The organism is Pseudomonas sp. URIL14HWK12:I6 (assembly GCF_000514195.1).
GTDB classification, from domain to species: domain Bacteria; phylum Pseudomonadota; class Gammaproteobacteria; order Pseudomonadales; family Pseudomonadaceae; genus Aquipseudomonas; species Aquipseudomonas putida_A.
The window spans coordinates 86673-104986 of the sequence record NZ_AZVL01000014.1 but is presented as its reverse complement, the minus strand read 5'-3'; the positions used below and the strand labels follow the sequence as shown (position 1 = coordinate 104986).

Below are 18314 nucleotides of genomic sequence, written 5' to 3'. Positions count from 1 at the left end.
GTTGGGCCCCATCGCGAGCAGGCTCACTCCTACATTTGGAATGCATTCCCTTGTAGGAGTGAGCCTGCTCGCGATAGGGCCATCAATCACAACACCCCCCCTGTCATTTGACCAACCCCAACCGCTCATGCCACTGCGCAATCGACTCCTCGGGATACACCGCAAACTGTTTGTCCTTGGGCTTCGCATCCACCTCGACCCAAGCCGCCTTCGACCCCAGCATCAAATGCGTGTGCTGCGGCGGCAACGGCAGTGGCGTATCGATGGCCGAGGCGAATGGATGAATCAACTCCGGCCATTCCGGGCTGAACAGCCACAAGCCGCTGCCGCACTGTGAGCAGAAATGCCGCTCGGCGGTGCTGCGATGGGCACGTTTTTCACCTGCTTCCTTCATCTTCGCGTGGTAGATGCTGATGTGCTTGCGCCCCTGAACCTTGAGGCTGGCCGCATCGCCACCGAGGTTGATCGCGTAGCCGCCACCGCCCTGAGTCTTGCGGCAGATCGAGCAGTAGCAGCGTTGATAGGGGTAGGGATGGGCGCTGGTCAGGCTGAAAGTGACGGCGCCGCAATGGCAGGAGCCTTCGAGGTGCATGAGGGGCCTCCGGTTGGCTGAAGGGGTGCGGTTGAGCCTAGAAGATTTGTGGCGATCATGCAGACGCTTTCGCGAGCAGGCTCGCTCCCACAGGGGCGCGCGTTCGAGAATGTGGGAGCGAGCCTGCTCGCGAAGAACGATAACTCGGTCGCACTGGACGCCCACCGCCAGCCCGGTCAGCATGTCCCAAAAAAAGGCACCCCAACCCATGCGAAGACTCCCCTCACTGGCGGCCCTGCGAACCTTCGAATGCGCCGCCCGCCACGCGCATTTCGGCCGGGCTGCCGCCGAGTTGTGCGTCACCGACAGCGCGGTCAGCCACCAGATCCGGCAGCTCGAAGAGCAGCTCGGCGTCTCGCTGTTCATTCGCGCAGGCCGGCAGATCCGCCCGACCATCGCCGCCGGACGCCTGATGCAGAGCCTGCAGCAGGCCTTCGAACTGATCGGCGAGGCCTGTGATGAACTGCGCGATCCTTCCTCGCTGGCGGTGTTGCGCCTGGCGGTTACCGCCGAGCTGGCGCAAAAGTGGCTGATGAACCGTCTCACCGATTTCTACGCACGCTATCCGCACATCACCCTGCATCTCTACGAACAGCCGATCGACGGCAGCGCGCCGGGCGAAGACATCGACCTGGCGATCACCTACGGCACCGGCCCGGTGGACAGCAGCGCCTACTTCGTACGGCCGTTGCCGGCGCTGCAGTTCTTCCCGGTATGCAGCCCGGGGCTGTTCAATCAGGGCACTCTGAAAACCCCGAAAGACCTGGCGCGCCACTGCCTGCTGCATGACGATCAGGACGGCAAGACCTGGACCGCCTGGCTGACCAGTCACGCCGGCGATCTGCGCCCGCAGCGCCAGTTGTATTTCGCCCATGCCGGTCTGGCGCTGGAAGCGGCGGCACAGGGGCAGGGTGTGGCGATGGGCGACAACCTCACCGCGCAGGAGGACTTGCTCAGCGGGCGGCTGGTGCGGCCGTTCACCTCGAGCATGACCGCGCTCGGCCAGTACGCGCTGGTCTGCGAACGGCTGCGCCTGGAGCGGCCGGCGGTGGCGCAGATGCTTGAATGGTTCAACGATCAACTGGCCGATTGATGAGTTGAATTCAACTGTTCCGCAATATTCATCGTTGGCGGGCCAGCCGTCCGCGATCGTAGCCTGTGGTCATTCCCAACCCCAAGACGAGGTTTGACCATGGCACGTTTGCTCGACTCCACCCCCAAGCGCGACGGCTTCCGTCTGCCCGGCGAATTCGAAGCCAAGTCCGGCTGCTGGCTCGGCTGGCCGGAGCGCACCGACGTGTGGCGCAACGGCGCGAAACCGGCGCAGAAAGTCTGGGTGCAGATCGTCACCGCCATCTCCCACAGCGAACCGGTCACCGTCTGCGCCTCCGCCGCACAATTCGCCACCGCCCGCCGCCAGTTGCCGCCGCAAGTGCGCGTGGTCGAGATGACCTGCAACGACACCTGGTTCCGCGACAGCGGTCCGTGCTTCGTGGTCAACGACCAGAGCGGCGAAGTGCGCGGCGTCGACTTCGAGTTCAACGCCTACGGTGGGCTCGACGGCGGTTTGTACTACCCGTGGGACAAGGACGACCAGATCGCCAGCAAGATCCTCGAAATCGAACGCTTCGACCGTTACCGCGCACCGCTGATTGCCGAACTCGGCGGCATCCAGAGCGATGGGCAGGGCAGCATCCTCACCACCGAACAGTGCCTGCTCAACCGCAATCGCAACCAGCATCTGGGCAAGGACGAGGTCACTCGGCGCCTGACCGATTACCTCGGCGCCGAACAAGTGATCTGGTTGCCACGTGGCTGCAAGTTCGACGAAACCGATGGCCATGTCGATGACCTCGCCTGTTTCGTGCGCCCCGGCGAAGTGGTGCTGCAATGGACCGACAACCGCGACGATCCGCAGTGGGAAATCTATCAAGAGGCCTACGACATCCTGCGCAGCACCCGCGACAGCCGTGGCCGCGAGTTGATCGTGCACAAGCTGCCGCAACCGGACGTGCTGGAGTGGACCGCCGAAGAAGCCGAAGGCCTCGATCAGCAGGACAGTACCCATACCCGTCAGGCCGGCACCAGAATCTGTGCGTCGTATATCAACTACTACGCCGGCAACAGCTCGATCGTGGTGCCGCTGTTCGGTGATCGCAACGATCAGGTGGCGCTGGCGACCCTCGCCGAACTGTTCCCGCAGCACAAGATTGTCGGCATCGAAAACTCCCGGGAAATCCTCCTCGGTGGCGGCAACGTCGCGTGCATCACCATGCCGCAATACGCCGGCCAGAAAAAAGGAGCCTGACCATGGGCCTGCACAAACTGAGTAAAGCGTTATTGCTGGTGCTTGCACCCCTGTGTGTGCAGGCTGCCGAAACGGCGAAACCGGTGGTCAATCTGTACATCTGGGGCGAGTACCTGGCCCCGGATACCCTGAAGAATTTCGAGGCGAAAACCGGGATTCAGGTGGTCGCCGATCACTTCGATTCGCTGGAAACCGTAGAGACCAAACTGCTCACCGGGCGCAGCGGTTATGACCTGGTACTGACCGCCGGGCAACACCTGTCGCGAGCCATCGAGAGCGGTGCGATCCAGCCGCTGGACAAGGCGCGGGTGCCGCACTTTGCCGGGGTTGGCGAGGAGTTCCGCCAGCACATGGCGGTGTTCGATCCGGGCAACCGTTACGCCGGGATTTATGCCTGGGGTACCACCGGCGTGGGTTATCAGGAACAGGCGATCAAGCGGCGTCTGCCAAACGCGCCGACCGACAGTTGGGCGATGCTGTTCGACCCGGCGGTGGTGGCGAAATTTGCCGACTGTGGCGTGAGTCTGCTCAACGATCCGAACGAAGTGTTCGCGGCGGTCATGAAGTACCTGGGCCTGGACATCAACCGGCAGAACCTTGATGACTTGAAACTCGCCGAGCAGCAACTGGCGAAGATCCGCCCGTACATTCGCTACTTCGACAACGATCTGAACATTAGCGACCTGGCCAACGGCAACACCTGCGTGGCGATGTCGTGGAATGGCAACGTGGCGATTGCGGCGGGGCAGGCGCAAGCGGCGAACAAGCCGTTCCAGCTCAGTTACCGCATCCCCAAAGAAGGCACGTTGATCTGGTTTGACGCCATGGTCATTCCCAAGGATGCGCCGCATCCACAGGCCGGGCTGGCATTAATGGATTATCTGATGACGCCTGAGGTGATCGCGCCGATCACCGACACCATTCACTATGCCAATGCGATCACGGCGGCGGATGGTCTGGTGGATGCGTCGATCCGTAATGATCCGGGGACGTATCCGTCGGAGGCGGTGCGGGCTTCGCTGTACAGCAAGAATGACAATGGCAAGGCGTTCAACCGGGCTTTGATTCGGGCGTTCAGCAAGTTGAAGTCAGGTCTTTGATTTGAGGTTGAGTCGACGGGCGCCTTCGCGAGCAAGCCCGCTCCCAAATTTTGAAATGCGTTCCTCTGTGGGAGCGGGCTTGCTCGCGAAGAACGATAACGCGGTCTAGACCTTGGCAACGCGCCACAAATACCAAGCTGCCACCGTCCGATACGGACTCCACGCCAAGCCGATCTCGATCATCTGCCTGCGCGTCGGCTGTACCTCCGGCGCCTTCAAGCGCCGATAGCCCTCGCGCACGCCAAAATCATCCGCCGGCAGAATATCCATGCGCTCCAGGCTGTAAATCAGCAGCATCTCCACGGTCCAGCGGCCAACCCCGCGCAGGCTGACCAGGCGTTCGATCAGCGCTTCATCCTCCATTGCCAGCGCGGTGGGATAATCCGGCACTACACCGTCCAGCGTTGCCTGGGCGATGCCCTGAATGGTCGCAATCTTGCCCGCCGAAAAACCGCAGCCGCGCAGTTGATCGAAGTCGGTCGCGAGAATCTGTTCAGGCCGGGGAAACGTCTGCCCCGGAAACAGCGCCACCAGACGCCCGACAATTGCATCCCCAGCCTTGGCGTGCAGTTGCTGATAAGCAATTGCCCGCACCAGCGATTCGTAAGGATCACGCGCCGGGTGCGGTTGATGCAGGCACGGGCCGACGGCTGCAATGTGGCGCTGCCAGTCCTCGTCGAGCGCGGCGAGAAATTCGCTGGCCGCCTGATAACGATCCGGCATGCTATTTCAGCAGTCCGTTGACTTCGCCGTAGGTCAGCGCCTTCAGATCATGGGTGTCGAGCTTACCGCTGGCGAGGAAACTTTTCACCAGCGAACCCATTGCGCCGTAGAGGAACTCGGCGATCCCGGACCCGGCGCTCAAGCGCCGCACGCCCAGAGCTTGCAGCTCGGTCGGCGAGGGCAGGCAGGCGAAGCCGAGCACGTTCACCGGCAGTGACGTGCCCTTGCAGATTGCCTGGATTTCATAAGCGGCGGTCACGCCAGCGGCAAACAAGCCATCAGCCCCGGCCGCCTGATACAACGCTGAACGGTGCAGGGTTTCGGCGACGCGATCCTCGGCCGGTACCAGACCTTTGAGGTAGACGTCCGTGCGCGCATTGATGAACAGCTTCACACCACGCTTCTGAGCGATCTGCCGTGCTACTTCGATCTTGCGCGCCAACAGCTCCGGGGCGCCGCTGCCGTCCTCGATATTGATCCCGACCGCACCGGCGGCGAGCACCGCGTCGACCACTTCGGCCACACGGCCAAGGTCATCGGAATAACCCGCCTCGATGTCCACGCTCAGCGGCACCTGGATCACCCGCGCGATGGATTCCACGGTTGAAATCAGCCGTTCGAGGGGCAGGGTGTTGCCGTCTGGATAGCCATGCGCCCAAGCGACTGCCGCGCTGCTGGTGGCGACCGCTTGCCCACCCGCGTGCTCGACCAGTCGCGCGCCAGTGGCGTCGGCGACGTTAGTCAGGATCAGCAGACCTTCCTGGTGTAACTGGTGGAACCGAGTGTCGAGCGCGTTCATCGAAATCCCTTCTTGTGAGTGGAGCGAAGTGTCAGAAAGCCAGTGGTTGCGTGAGCTGCACCGCAGCGTTTTCCAGCCTCAGCAGAAACGCCTTGCGCGGCTGTCCACCACCATAGCCGGTCAGCGAACCGTCCGCACCGATCACCCGATGGCACGGAACCACGATCGACAGCCGATTGTGCCCATTGGCCAAACCTACCGCGCGACTGGCGCCGGGTTTGCCCAGGCGTGAGGCGATGGCGCCGTAGGTGCTGGTCTGGCCATAAGGAATTTGCAGCAGTTGCTCCCAGACTTGCTGGTCGAACGCGCTGCCGGGCAGATGCAGCGGGACGCTGAATGCACTGCGCGTCCCGGCAAAATATTCGTTGATTTGCTCTTCGATCAGCTGCAAATGCGCATTGTGTCCCGGGGCGACCACGTAGCCATGACGGGTTTGCAGTTCCTCGACTTCGCGGGTCAGCGCCGGGCGATCGAGAAACTCCAGCAACACCAGTCCGCGACGTTCGGCCATGGCGATCATCGGCCCCAGCGGCGTGGTCAGGCGGGTGAACAGCAGCGGTTCACTGTTGGCCGCGCGGCCCGGGGTGATGTGGAACGACTTCTGGAACGCATCGCGAAAACCGCTGAGCGATTCATAGCCTGAGTCGAACGCCGCATGGTCAATCGAGGTGCCTTGGCGAATCCCGCCCAGCGCCATACCGAGCCGGCGCGTGCGCAGCCACGCATGAAAGGTCATGCCGAAATGCTGCTTGAACCAGCGCCGCAGCTTCAGCGGTTCGATGCCTGCGGCCAGCAGTTGCGCATCGCTCCAGCGCATTTCCGGGTCGGCATCGACGGCGGTGAGCAGGCGCTGCACCCAGTCGGGGGCGATGGCTGCGGCGTCCAGCGGTTTGCAGCGCAGGCAGGCGCGATAACCGGCGCTCAAGCACTCATCGGCGTGGGCGAAGAATTCGACGTTCTGCGGTTTCGGCTTGCGCGCCGTGCAGCTGGGGCGGCAGAAGATCCCGGTGGTTTTCACGGCCGTGAAGAACACCCCTTCGTAGGCGGTGTCGCGTTCGAGCATGGCGCGAACCATCTCGGCGTGGGGCGGCAGCAGTGCGGTTTGTATGTTCATGGGCAGAGCTTAAATCCAGGATTTCGATGGCTCCACCGAAAAATCGACAGTGAATTTTTTCGATTCTGCACCACAATCAGCGGATCGCCGATTCGCTGGAGCCAACCATGCCACCGTTCATCATTCAACACATCGATCACATCGTCCTGCGTGTCGCCGATCTGCAACGCAGTATCGAGTTCTACCGCCAGGTCTTCGGCGTCGAGGTGGTCAGGCACAACGAACCATTGGGTCTGGTGCACCTGCGCGCCGGCACCTCGATGATCGACCTCGTCGACTTGCAAGGCGAACTTGGCAAAAAGGGTGGCGGGGCGGCCGGTAAAGAGCGGCGCAACGTCGATCACTTCTGCCTGCGCATTGAGCCGTTCGATGAACCGGCGCTGATCGCACACTTGCAGGCGCACGGTCTGACCGTGGAAAAAGCCACCCGACGCTTCGGCGCCGAGGGCTACGGCCTGTCGTTGTATTGCTTCGACCCGGACGGCAATCAGGTCGAACTCAAAGGGCCGTCCGAGGCCTAGGTATCACGCGCGTTTCGCCAGCAACAACACCGAAGCCGCTGCCGACAACAGCCCTGCGCAGCAACGGTTGAAGATCCGTTTGCCGCGCGGCTCGGCGAACCAGCGGCGCATGTGCAGGCCCATCCACGCATAGGCGCCGATGGCAATCCATTCCAGCAGCAGAAACAGCGCGCCGAGCACCGCGAATTGCGCCGGCACCGGGCGGCTCGGATCAACGAATTGCGGCAGAAACGCGGTGAACAACAGGATTGCTTTCGGATTGCCTGCCGCCACCAGAAACTCCTGACGCGCCAAGCGCCAGAACCCCACCGACGCTCCTGCGACCTGCTGCTCGGCCTCGGGGTTGGCGCGCCACAGTTGCCAGGCCAGGTACAGCAAGTACGCCGCGCCAATGATCTTGATCGCATGGAACAGCCATTCCGAGGTCTGCAGCACCACCGACAACCCCGCGCCAGCGAGGGTGATCATTGCGGCGAACGCGATAATCCGTCCGATACCGGCGGCGCAGGCCCGACGATAGCCGTAGCGGGTGGCATTGCTCACCGACAGCAGGTTGTTCGGGCCGGGGGCCATGTTCAGGGCGAAACAGGCCGGGAGAAACAGCGAGAGCGTGGCGAGATCCATGGGCTTGGGCTCCGGAAACGATGGTGCTTTTTTATCACAGGCTGCGGGCGCCTTGACCCGTACAGTCACGTGGTGCTGTCGCGGTACAGCATCAGCAGCCCGTCCATCGAGTCGAACTTTTCCGGTTGGCCGAAACTCTCAAAGGTCTGAAGGCGATGGTTTCGTCAGAAAAATCTGTGCGCCAAGTCAGAAAAAGGCGTTTGCCGTGTAATATCCTTCCAAAGCTGCAAACACCCTGCCGGCCCCGAAGCGGCCCCACCAAGAGCGATCTACATGCAAGCAAAGGCCCGTGAAGTTTATGTGCCACCGGTGCTGCAAGATCTGCGAGCCGGCACTGCCGAACTGCACATCGCACTGGAAAAACGTCTTCCTTTTTTCTCCGATACCCTCGATTCGAACGCTTTTGTACGGTTGATGCAGGCCTACTACGGCTTTTATCGACCGCTGGAAAGTGCACTGCTCGACAGTGGCGTGATCCCGGTCGATTTCGATCTTGCGCCACGTCTCAAGACGCAGATCCTGCTCAATGATCTGCAGGCGCTGGGCCTGACGGCCGAGGCCATCGCTCGCTTGCCACTGTGTCAGTCGTTGCCGGTGATCGACTCCAACGATGCCTGCCTGGGGGTGTTGTACGTGCTGGAAGGGGCAACCCTCGGCGGGCAGATCCTGCGCCGCGAAATCGCCTCGAGGTTGAGCCTGAACGCCGACAATGGCGCGGCATTCCTCGACATTTATGGCGCCGCCACCGGCCGCCGCTGGCGCGCTTTCATTGAATACCTGGGCAGTCGATCGCTGGATGCGAGCGAACGTGAAGCCGTGGTTGCGGCGGCCCGAACCACATTCAGTTGTTTCGAGCGCTGGCTCGAAAGCCGGGAGGTACTGGCATGAACCCGCAAGACCAAGAAGCTTTTGAAGAACTGCTGGCCAACTGTGCCGACGAACCGATCCGCTTTCCCGGGGCAATCCAGCCCCACGGCCTGTTGCTGACCCTGAGCGAGCCGGCGCTGGACATCATTCAGATCAGCGCCAACGTCGAGACCCTGCTGGCACGCCCGGCGCAAGAACTGTTCGGCCAGCCACTGCACGAATTGCTGGGTGAGACGCACGCGGCGGCCGTGCGCGAGGCGTTGCAACAACCGGTATTTGCCGATGCCGGACCGCTGCACTTTCGCCTCAACGGCACCGCGTTCGAAGGTCTGCTGCACCGTCATCAAGGCGTGTTGATTCTGGAACTGGAAATCCACGTCGAGAACTTCCAGCCGCGCAACGTCGCCGGCAACCAGACCCATCTGGGGCGCATGCTCCAGCGCTTGCAAGCGGCCACTTCGCTGCAGGCGCTGTACGACATCAGCGTCAAGGAAATCCAGGCAATGACCGGTTACGATCGGGTGCTGATCTACCGCTTCGAGGAGGAGGGCCACGGTCAGGTGATCGCCGAGGCGTCCGACCCGTCAATGGAAGTGTTTAACGGCCTGTTTTTCCCGGCCTCGGACATCCCCGAGCAGGCGCGCGAGCTGTACCGCACCAACTGGCTGCGGATCATCCCGAATGCCGATTACCAGCCGGTGCCGCTGGTGCCCAAGTTGCGCCCGGACACCCAGACCCCGCTGGACCTGAGTTTTGCCACTCTGCGCAGCGTCTCGCCGATTCATTGCCAGTACATGAAGAACATGGGCGTGCTGTCGTCGATGAGCATCTCGCTGCTCAAGGGCGACAAACTCTGGGGCCTGATCAGCTGCGGCAACCGCCAGCCGCTGCATGTGCCGCACGAACTGCGCAGCGCGTGCCAGACCATCGGTCAGGTGCTGTCGCTGCAGATCAGCGCGATGGAGGCGCTGGAGATCAGCCGCCAGCGCGAAGAGAAAGTCGAGGCGCTGGCGCTGCTCAATCAAGCCATGATCGACTCGCCGGAAAATGTCTTCGACGGTCTGGCGCAGCAGCCGCAAGTGCTGATGGCGCTGGCCGGGGCCGGGGGTATTGCGATCATCGAAGACAAGCAGTTGCACCGTTATGGCAACTGCCCGGAGCCAGAAGACATTCGCGCCCTGCACAAGTGGTTGCAGGAAACCGGTGAGCCGGTGTTCGCCAGCCATCATCTGGCGAGCGTCTATCCGCCGGCTGCGCAGTTTCAGCAAGTGGCCAGCGGCGTGCTTGCCATGAGCCTGCCCAAACCGGTGGACAACGGGGTGATGTGGTTCCGTCCCGAGGTCAAGGAAAACATCAACTGGAGCGGCGACCCGCGCAAGCCGCTGGATCTGGAAAATTCCGACGCCGGCCTGCGTCTGCGTCCGCGTACTTCGTTCGAAATCTGGAAAGTCGAGATGGCCGGGATCTCCACCAAATGGAGTCATGGCGATCTGTTCGCGGCCAACGATTTGCGCCGTTCGGCACTGGAAAACGACCTGGCGCGACAGGTACGCCGCGAGCAGGAGGCGGTGCGCGCCCGTGATGAACTGGTGGCGGTGGTTTCCCATGACCTGCGCAACCCGATGACCGTGATTTCCATGCTCTGCGGCATGATGCAGAAGACCTTCAGTTCCGACGGCCCGCACACCTCGCGGCGCATCTCCACGGCTATCGACACCATGCAGCAGGCGGCCGGGCGGATGAACACGCTACTGGAAGATCTGCTCGACACCTCGAAGATCGACGCCGGGCGCTACACCATCGCCCCGCAGACCCTGGATGTCGGGCAGATGTTCGAGGAAACCCAGTCGCTGCTCGGGCCACTGGCGCTGGACAAGGACATCAATATCTCGTTCGAGGCCGATCCCGACCTGAAAATCCACGCCGACCCGGAGCGCCTGTTTCAGGTGCTGTCGAACCTGATCGGCAACGCGATCAAGTTCACCCCGCGCAAAGGTTCGGTGGGCGTGTTGGCCAAGTCTGACGGCAAAGAGATCGTGTTTACCGTGCGCGATACCGGCGAAGGCATTCCCAAGGAAAACCTGGCGCGGGTGTTTGACCGCTACTGGACGGTGAAGGAGGGCAACCCGACCGGAACCGGACTGGGCTTGTACATCACGCAGGGGATTGTTGAAGCCCACGGCGGGCGCATCGAGGCCAGCAGTGAGCCGGGTGAGGGCACGGAGTTTCGGTTTACCGTGCCGGCGATGCTCTCCGGGGAATGAAGAAATCCGTGCCACCTTAAACGGGGCACGGATTTTGGGTGGTTAGCCCAGATCGCTCAACGACATGAACACGTGTTTCGGCATCGGTACAAATCGATTGTTGCGCAATTGGCTGATCGCATACACCGCGCTGGCGGTACGACCATTGCCGTCGCCGAAGCCTTGAAAACCGGCGATGGCCGCCAGCAAGTGTTTGTCGACATGCTCATGGGCGGCATCGAGCGTCTTCAGATGTTGTTCCAGCGAAGCATAACCGCTGATGCTGCCACCATATTTTGTTGGCTGTCCTACCTCGCGCACAGACTCCGCCAGTTGAGGCACCAGTCGAGCGTGGATCTCTTTGACCACGTTCGCATCGGTGAGCGATTTATTGTTGCTCGTATACTCGCGCAGGATCGCGACAATGTGCTCCAGTTCGTTGTCGGAGGACGAACCCTTGACCATCCAGGCTCCGGCTCTCTGCGCATTGTCGGTGAAACCCTGCGGGTTGAACGCCGTTTCGGGCATCACGTCGCTGTAGGGTGGCTTGCCCAGATCCGTCTTCAAGATGCTTTGCTGATGATTCTTCAGATAGATGACTTTCCTGGATTCAAGCTCGGCCATTGATCCAAGTATTTCCGAATAGTCACCAGCTTTTGTAGTGAACTTTGTGCCGTTGAACCGGGGGCCTCTGCTTTTGGTGAAGCTGATCAGTACGTCGTTCGCCGCGGCATGACCGATTAACGATTCCAGTTGCTGGAATCCCTTTGAGGACTGAGTCGCTTCCCTCGTTGCAGCGTTGAACAGATGCTGCAGTTCTGTCGCATTGCCGCCCTTGGGTATGGAAACAACGTCCTGGCTCAGGCGTGTGACGAGCTGTTCGACTGTTTCGAGTGCATCATCCTTGAACAATGCCCGTGCATGCGCCAGCGTCGGCAACGTCATGCGAATCTCCGCTGCAGCCCCGGTCTTGCTCAGGGCCTTGACCAGGTCGTACGAGCCGCTGCTGGTACTGCTCAGCGCTCGGAGTTGTCCGGCTCCGGCCCGGATGACGGTATGGCCGAAATGGCTGAGTTTCATCACGCCTTTGCCGACCAGTCTGGCGCCACCGTAAACCAGCTTCGGAACGCCATCGAGCGGATTGAACACCGACAGCGCTACGCTTGCGCCGACCTTGCTCAGGCTTAACAGTCTTGTACTGCTGCCCAGCGCCTTGCTGAACGGCCCCAGCGCTCCGGCAAAGACGAAGAGGATCGCGGTCAGGTCCATCACACAGCTGAATATGGCGCCGCTGCGAAGATCCGGGTCACTGGAGGACAGGCCCCTGATGCACTGGCGGAACGGGATGACGATGTCGAGAATGGTTTCGGTGACGTTGTCCCAGTCATCATGTTTCTTCTCCAGGGCGGGTCTGTCGTAACTGATTGCATAAAACTGATCGTAATGGGTCGGGGGATTATGTTCGGCAATGATTTCGCCGATCTTGTCGAAACGTTCCGAGTTGAAACTGTGCATAGGGCTACGCGTAAGGGGTAGCGCGTCGTCAGGTTCATCGAATTCGGCAAAGCGTTCGAGAATGATGCCCGGCCTGTCTCGCAGCTCCTCGCTCAAGGGGGGCTGGCCTTCGAAGTAGGCGGTTTTCTCGATTCGCGCATGAAGATACGTCAGCGACTTGAAGTCTTTGTCGCCGTTCGGTCCCTCGGTAAACCATCCGATCTCATCGAGTGTCTGGCCGCGGATGTAGGCTCCAGCAAGAGCCGGATTATTGCGGCAAATGCCTTGCAGGGGGAATATTTCAAAACAGTAGAACTGCAATCCATACTTGCAAAACAGCATGTTGCCGAAGCGCGCTGTTTTACGTGGATCAAACGGCACAAAGCTGCTGTTTATCGGGGTTTGTATGGAGAAATCGCGAACGGTGAATATGGCCACCTTGCCGAATTCAAGTGCCATCCGTTCTTCCAGTGACAATCGTGAAAGTGTCAGACGCACAGTGGTATTGATGGCTGTTTTGTATTGCTTGAAGTGTTCTTTTACTTTTGCCTTGTAAATGTCGTTGATTGGTTCGAGTGTCAGCAGATCCGGATACGCCTTGTAGATACTTGTGCCGGATTGCCTGTCATAGCCCTTTTTGAACAGCAAGTTGCGGGTCATGTAAACATCAAGCACGGGATGATAATGGCGTTCGTATCCGTATTCGACCGGCAACGCTATTTGCATCATCGGATCGCAACCTACGTCGTACAGCTCGGCTTTTGCCAGCTTGCGCCGGCTGACCGGTGGGGTGGCGATCGTTGTCAGTGCGGTGTTGATCGTCTCGAGGTGGGCGTTGTATTGGCTGGCTGCCTGCTTGAACAGTTCCTGGGTTGGCAGGTCATTGGCATTCTCCGGTTCCAGGCCATTCAGCATCGACCAGTCCATGATGCCTTGCAGGTTCGCCCAGTCATGCAGGGTCTGCTGTTGGGCACTAGTGGGCAAGATCGCGCCCAATTCAAGCAGCTTGTCATAGGACATCTGACTGGACAGGCCAGGCGCGATGCTCTCGGCCAGACTTACCGATTTGCGCAGAATTACCCAGCCTGGCGTGCCGATCTGCAGAGTCGCGGGTGTCCTGACCAGGAACTCAGGTGCAAGTCCGGCGAGGATCAGTTCCAGCGTCATGGGAACTGCATATTCCTTGATACGTCGGCGTCCGAGTGCCTGTTCCAGTGTCAGGTTGACCTCATGGGAGGTAGCCTGCACGTAACCTGGGTTATAGATATTCTGCTCGATGAAGTTCTGGTTCTTGTCTTCGCGACCCAACGACAAATCCAGCATGACCGCTGCGACCAGCAGTCGACTGCGCTGCTCTGTGCTCAGCACAGTCGCATTGACCATGGACGGCTCGTTCAGCGCTTCGAAGCAGGACTGGGCGAAAGCTTTGGCTTCTTCGGTCTCGATCAGCAGTGCCCAGGCGCGACGCGGGTATTCACGCAGGGCTGTCGGCGTCTCTTTCTTGAGCAGTGCGCCCGCCAGATAATTGATCAGCGGTTCCGCGCGCGGCTCGCCCCTGTCCATCAACTTATGGATGACCTGGTAGATAGCCGATTGCTGATCTTCGTCGATGCACAGCTCTGTTGCGCCGGTTTCGTTCGATATCCCCCAGTAGTTGCCATGCGTCGGTGGCAGCGGCAACGTCAGTTCGAGCCAGGCGATCAGGTTTTGAATCTGTTCCACGCTCTTGGGCAGGTTCAGTTGCTGGAACTGCAGCCAGTTGAGCAACGGCAGACGGTCGCTTGAAGAAACGATGCCGCCTGTCATGACTGCACTTCTGGCCAGCAATTCCAGGTCGGCTTTCAACGAATCAATCGCGTGGATCTGCTGGGTGATATCAATGCGCTCGATAAACGTCCCGACAGTTGTTTGGATTTCATGGACTTGAAAGATTTCGCCCTTTTTATTGACCAGTGTCCAGTTGTCATCATTGATTTCTAACGTATCGACGATTGCAACGAATTGTGGCTGACGTACCAGTTGGCGCAGGACGATGTGTGCCGAAAAATGCGCTTGATTGAATAGACTTCCCTCAAGAGTCGATATGCACAGTTGTTTGTTATTAACACGGTTGGTGGGGTAGGCATAGTTGTCGCTGGCATTGGCCTTTTCCCACTTTCCGAGCATGGCTCTCATTGTCTGCGCAATATCACGTCGCTCAAGTTGCTCACTTGATAGAGGTGCTGGGGGAAAAAGATTGGTTGAAGTCGTCATTGGGTGTCAGTCCATCCATGGCTATATAGGTGGGTCAATAAACGGGTATAGCGAAGTTTTGTTTTCGCATGGCGACTATATCGGCGCAGTCAGGGTTTGTTCTGCAGTATTGGTTTCAATGTATGTTTCCTGTCGGTCGATACGAGGGCAATTTTGTTCAATACAGGAGGCTATGCCTTAGTTAGCCTGAGTCTCTTTCTCCCCAATCTGCGGCAGGTGCGTTATGAGTCTGATTGTGTCGATGGCGGCGTTCGCGCTAGTGGCGTCCATAACCCCGGGCCCGGTGAACATCGTCGCGCTGAGTTCCGGTGCGCAGTTCGGCTTTCGGGCCAGTCAGCGCCACGTGGCGGGAGCGACGCTGGGGTTTGTATTGTTGCTGGTACTGATGGGCCTGGGATTGCATGAAGTCCTGAAACTCTGGCCGTTCCTGACCCGGGTGGTGCAGTTGGCCGGGGTGGCGTTTCTGTTGTTCATGGCCTGGAAACTGGCTGCCGATGACGGCCAGTTGCATGCCGGCGAGACGGGTCGGGCGCCGTCGATGTTGTACGGCGCGGTGATGCAATGGCTCAACCCGAAAGCCTGGTTGGCGTGTGTGGCAGGGATGGGCGCGTTTGTCGCCGATGGCGAGGCACGGCTGGTCTGGCAGTTCGCCGCGGTGTATCTGGTGATCTGTTATCTGTCGGTCGGTTGCTGGGTCTATGCCGGGACGTTTCTGCGTGGGTATCTGGGCAATCCGAAGGGGATGCGCCTGTTCAATCGGTTGATGGCCTTGTTGCTGGCGGCGAGCGCGGGTTATCTGCTGTTGCCGTGAGCCCGGCGCCAGGATCAGCCGCGATATTGGCCCGGTGTTGCCGCCAGATGCTGTTTGAATGCGCGCTGAAAATGCGCCTGATCGGCAAACCCTGCTTCCAGCGCGACATCGGCAATCAACTGGCCGCTGCGCAGACGTTCGCGGGCGAACTGGATGCGCTGGTTGACCACAAATGCATGCGGGGTCATGCCGTAATGCTGCTTGAACGTACGGATCAGATACGACGGTGACAACTGCGCCGCCGTGCAGATGTCCTCCAGGCTGAGCAGGTCGGTGCAGTGTTCGCGAATGAAGTCGGCGGCGCGTTCGAGCTTGAAATTCGGTTCGCGCAACGGTGGTTCAGCCGGGTTCAAGCGTAGTTGCAGATCGCTGAAAAACTCCACCGCTGCGCTGTGTTTGCGCAGTACGTCCTGCTGCTCGTCGACAAGGGTGGCGTAAAGCCCTTGCAGGTCACGAAACAGTCGCGGGTCATCCAGATGAGTAGTGGAGAACCGCCGAAACTCCAGCTCCGCACTGAACCCCAGTTGATGCTGCAAATCCGTCAGCCACGGCGTCTCGACATACAACATCAAGTACGACCACGGCTGATCATCGATCGGATTGCAGGCATGCACGTCGCCCGGATTCATCAGCACCACGGTGCCGGCGGCGACTTCGAACGTCGATTGCTCATGCACATAAATGCTCCGCCCGGCGGTGATCGCGCCAATTGAAAAATGCGCATGGGAATGGCGCGAGTAGCAGACCTCACGGCCATCGGCGATGGCCCGCGCTTCGATGAAGGGCAGGGCATCGTCGCGCCAGAAGCGAGGGGCTTTTTCAGGGTTTTTGGCGGCAGCGTGTTTCATCGTTATGGTTCCCGGCAGGCCAGAACCGGAGTGTATTAGCTCTGGCCGGCAAAGGCCCGCTCCAGTTCGGCGATGTCGAGTTTTTTCATCTTGAACATGGCCTGCATCGCCCGTTGCGACTTGCTGGTGTCGGGGTCCTGCATCATGTGCATGAACGCCACCGGCACGATCTGCCACGACACCCCGAACTGGTCCTTGAGCCAGCCGCATTGCTGGGCCTCGACCGGGCCACCGGCCGACAGGTTGCCCCAGAAGTGGTCGACTTCTTCCTGATTCTGGCAATTGACCTGAAACGAAATGGCTTCACTGAACTTGAACATCGGCCCGCCGTTGAGGCCGGTGAAGGTCTGGCCGTCGAGTTCGAAACTGACGGTCATTACCGCGCCTTCCGGCTTGCCGTGAAATTCCTGGCCGACTTTGCTGTAGTGGGTCAGGCCGGTGATTTTCGAATGGTCGAAGATCGAGCAATAGAACTTCGCGGCGGCTTCGGCCTGATCATCGAACCACAGGCACGGTGTGAGTTTTTGAAAGCGTTGCATGGCAGTCATCCTCGGCAGGTTAGACACGCAGGATTTACAGCGTAGTCAGTCCTTGGTCGAATGGCGGTGCCGTAGATCGACAAGTGCGTCGCTTGCCGCCAAACCCTGTAGGAGTGAGCCTGCTCGCGATGGCGTAGGGTCAGGCAACGCCTATGCAAGCTGCGACGACGCCATCGCGAGCAGGCTCACTCCTACAAGGAGCGCCGCTCGGCAATCATCAACAGCGACTGCGGCACCGGGCTTTGCGGATGCTGCGGCTCTTGCAGGCTGACCAGGTGAAACCCGGCCATGTCCAGCGCGTTGCACCAGCTCGACAGCGTGCGGAAATACCACGGCATCGGCTGCCACTGGCCTTTGAACCCGGCAAAGGATTCTTCTCGCCAGCCGTCCTGATAATCGCCGGCCGCCACGGCCCACGGATGCAGGGTCTGAATGATCATGGCGCCGCCGGGAACCAGCAACGCCTGCATCGCGGCGAGCAATGGAATGATGTCCTGATGCAGTAGTGAGAAGTTGGCGCAGATCAAATCGTAATCACGGCCAATATCAATTTCGGCGTCGACCAATGCCGCATAACTGGCCACATGCACCTTGGCCGAACCGGCCTCGCGTGCAGCCTCGATCAACGTCGCATCGCCATCGACGCCCGCCGCATCGATACCGCGATCCGCCAGCGCCCGCAACAACCAGCCTTCGCCGCAACCCAGATCCAGTACGCGCTCCGGTTGGCGCCCCATGATCGCCAGCAGGATCGCCTGATCGGTGACCTGCTGACGGCTTTCGATGGCACCGCTGCGGATCGCGTCGATCCAGGCATCAGCGTTGGTGTGCCAGCTCTGTAACAAGATGGATTCAGGGGAGGGCATGGCGCTGTCTCCGGTATAAGCCGATTGTGGGCGTTCGCTTGTACGGCTGCTATGTTCAAAGGCTGAACAGAGTCTGGCAGAGGATAGACACCATGAACCCATTAACTGGCGGTTGCCTGTGCGGCGATGTGCGTTTCGAAGCATCGGGCCAACCTTACCGCGTCGGGATCTGCCACTGCCTCGACTGCCGCAAACACCATGGCACGTTGTTTCATGCCTCGGCGATATTTCCCGAGAATGCCGTGACCGTCAGTGGCAAGACCGGCGAATATCAAGGGCGGGTGTTCTGTCCGCGCTGTGGTTCGCCGGTACTGGCGCGTTCGGGGGATGAAATTGAAGTGAATGTCGGCTCGCTGGACGCGCCGAACCAGCTCAAGCCGACTTATGAACTGTGGACTGTGCGGCGCGAGTCATGGTTGCCGGCGCTGCCACTGGCGCACCACTACGAACGTGATCGCGAAGGGACGGGGCGCACCGAGGAATAGCAAAAAGTCCGGGCAATACCGAGTCCCCTGGTGGGAGCGGGCTTGCTCGCGAAAGCGGTGGTTCAGCCAACTCGATATCGACAGACCGATTGCCTTCGCGAGCAAGCCCGCTCCCACAGGATTTGTG

At 60.2% G+C, this 18314-nt stretch carries 17 protein-coding genes; 8 read left to right on the top strand and 9 right to left on the bottom strand.

Annotation, left to right across the window (positions count from 1 at the left end; translation table 11 throughout):
• Positions 1–103: 103 nt before the first annotated feature.
• On the bottom strand, positions 104–592 hold the full coding sequence (locus H043_RS0118960; protein ID WP_027613170.1) for a GFA family protein: 489 nt from the start codon (positions 590–592) through the stop codon (positions 104–106).
• 208 nt (positions 593–800) lie between these two features.
• Here H043_RS0118960 and H043_RS0118955 point away from each other — a divergent pair, with 208 nt between their 5' ends.
• From H043_RS0118955 to H043_RS0118945, 3 genes are all read left to right on the top strand, one after another.
• On the top strand, positions 801–1685 hold the full coding sequence (locus H043_RS0118955; RefSeq protein WP_027613169.1) for a LysR substrate-binding domain-containing protein: 885 nt from the start codon (positions 801–803) through the stop codon (positions 1683–1685).
• Positions 1686–1784: 99 nt separating this feature from the next.
• Positions 1785–2900, top strand: a complete 1116-nt coding sequence (gene aguA, locus H043_RS0118950; protein ID WP_027613168.1) for an agmatine deiminase — start codon at positions 1785–1787, stop codon at positions 2898–2900.
• A gap of 2 nt (positions 2901–2902) precedes the next feature.
• Positions 2903–4000 (top strand): extracellular solute-binding protein, encoded by a 1098-nt coding sequence (locus H043_RS0118945; protein ID WP_027613167.1) that lies wholly within the window; start codon positions 2903–2905, stop codon positions 3998–4000.
• 105 nt (positions 4001–4105) lie between these two features.
• Here the strand turns inward: H043_RS0118945 and H043_RS0118940 are convergent, their stop codons facing one another.
• Genes H043_RS0118940 through H043_RS0118930 form a run of 3 tightly spaced genes read right to left on the bottom strand, consistent with a single transcriptional unit; the run spans position 4106 to position 6636 of the window.
• Entirely contained in the window at positions 4106–4723 is a 618-nt protein-coding gene (locus tag H043_RS0118940; RefSeq protein WP_027613166.1) for a DNA-3-methyladenine glycosylase, read from the bottom strand.
• Between the two features lies 1 nt (position 4724).
• Positions 4725–5522, bottom strand: a complete 798-nt coding sequence (locus tag H043_RS0118935) for an isocitrate lyase/phosphoenolpyruvate mutase family protein (RefSeq protein WP_027613165.1) — start codon at positions 5520–5522, stop codon at positions 4725–4727.
• A 31-nt stretch (positions 5523–5553) separates the two neighbouring features.
• Positions 5554–6636, bottom strand: a complete 1083-nt coding sequence (locus H043_RS0118930; protein ID WP_027613164.1) for a bifunctional transcriptional activator/DNA repair enzyme AdaA — start codon at positions 6634–6636, stop codon at positions 5554–5556.
• Between the two features lie 107 nt (positions 6637–6743).
• Between H043_RS0118930 and H043_RS0118925 the strand changes: the two genes are divergently transcribed.
• Complete coding sequence (locus H043_RS0118925) at positions 6744–7157, top strand: VOC family protein (protein WP_027613163.1); 414 nt, start codon at positions 6744–6746, stop codon at positions 7155–7157.
• A 3-nt stretch (positions 7158–7160) separates the two neighbouring features.
• Here the strand turns inward: H043_RS0118925 and H043_RS0118920 are convergent, their stop codons facing one another.
• Positions 7161–7781, bottom strand: a complete 621-nt coding sequence (locus tag H043_RS0118920) for a LysE family translocator (protein ID WP_027613162.1) — start codon at positions 7779–7781, stop codon at positions 7161–7163.
• Positions 7782–8054: 273 nt separating this feature from the next.
• On the opposite strand from H043_RS0118920, the gene H043_RS0118915 reads away from it, so the two are divergent.
• Together H043_RS0118915 and H043_RS0118910 are read left to right on the top strand one after the other, a co-directional pair.
• Entirely contained in the window at positions 8055–8669 is a 615-nt protein-coding gene (locus H043_RS0118915) for a biliverdin-producing heme oxygenase (protein ID WP_027613161.1), read from the top strand.
• On the top strand, positions 8666–10912 hold the full coding sequence (locus tag H043_RS0118910) for an ATP-binding protein (protein WP_027613160.1): 2247 nt from the start codon (positions 8666–8668) through the stop codon (positions 10910–10912). Before H043_RS0118915 ends, H043_RS0118910 begins: the two co-directional genes overlap by 4 nt.
• 42 nt (positions 10913–10954) lie before the next feature.
• Here the strand turns inward: H043_RS0118910 and H043_RS30455 are convergent, their stop codons facing one another.
• Entirely contained in the window at positions 10955–14638 is a 3684-nt protein-coding gene (locus tag H043_RS30455; protein ID WP_177325642.1) for a hypothetical protein, read from the bottom strand.
• A 223-nt stretch (positions 14639–14861) separates the two neighbouring features.
• On the opposite strand from H043_RS30455, the gene H043_RS0118900 reads away from it, so the two are divergent.
• On the top strand, positions 14862–15449 hold the full coding sequence (locus tag H043_RS0118900; protein ID WP_027613158.1) for a LysE family translocator: 588 nt from the start codon (positions 14862–14864) through the stop codon (positions 15447–15449).
• 14 nt (positions 15450–15463) lie between these two features.
• Here the strand turns inward: H043_RS0118900 and H043_RS0118895 are convergent, their stop codons facing one another.
• From H043_RS0118895 to H043_RS0118885, 3 genes are all read right to left on the bottom strand, one after another.
• Entirely contained in the window at positions 15464–16297 is an 834-nt protein-coding gene (locus H043_RS0118895; protein WP_027613157.1) for an AraC family transcriptional regulator, read from the bottom strand.
• A gap of 35 nt (positions 16298–16332) precedes the next feature.
• A complete protein-coding gene (locus H043_RS0118890) occupies positions 16333–16836 on the bottom strand; it encodes a VOC family protein (RefSeq protein ID WP_007965300.1) in 504 nt (167 codons plus the stop codon).
• A 191-nt stretch (positions 16837–17027) separates the two neighbouring features.
• Positions 17028–17702, bottom strand: coding sequence for a bifunctional 2-polyprenyl-6-hydroxyphenol methylase/3-demethylubiquinol 3-O-methyltransferase UbiG (locus tag H043_RS0118885; RefSeq protein ID WP_027613156.1), 675 nt, complete (start codon positions 17700–17702; stop codon positions 17028–17030).
• Between the two features lie 92 nt (positions 17703–17794).
• On the opposite strand from H043_RS0118885, the gene H043_RS0118880 reads away from it, so the two are divergent.
• Entirely contained in the window at positions 17795–18187 is a 393-nt protein-coding gene (locus H043_RS0118880) for a GFA family protein (RefSeq protein ID WP_027613155.1), read from the top strand.
• The last annotated feature ends 127 nt before the right edge of the window (positions 18188–18314 follow it).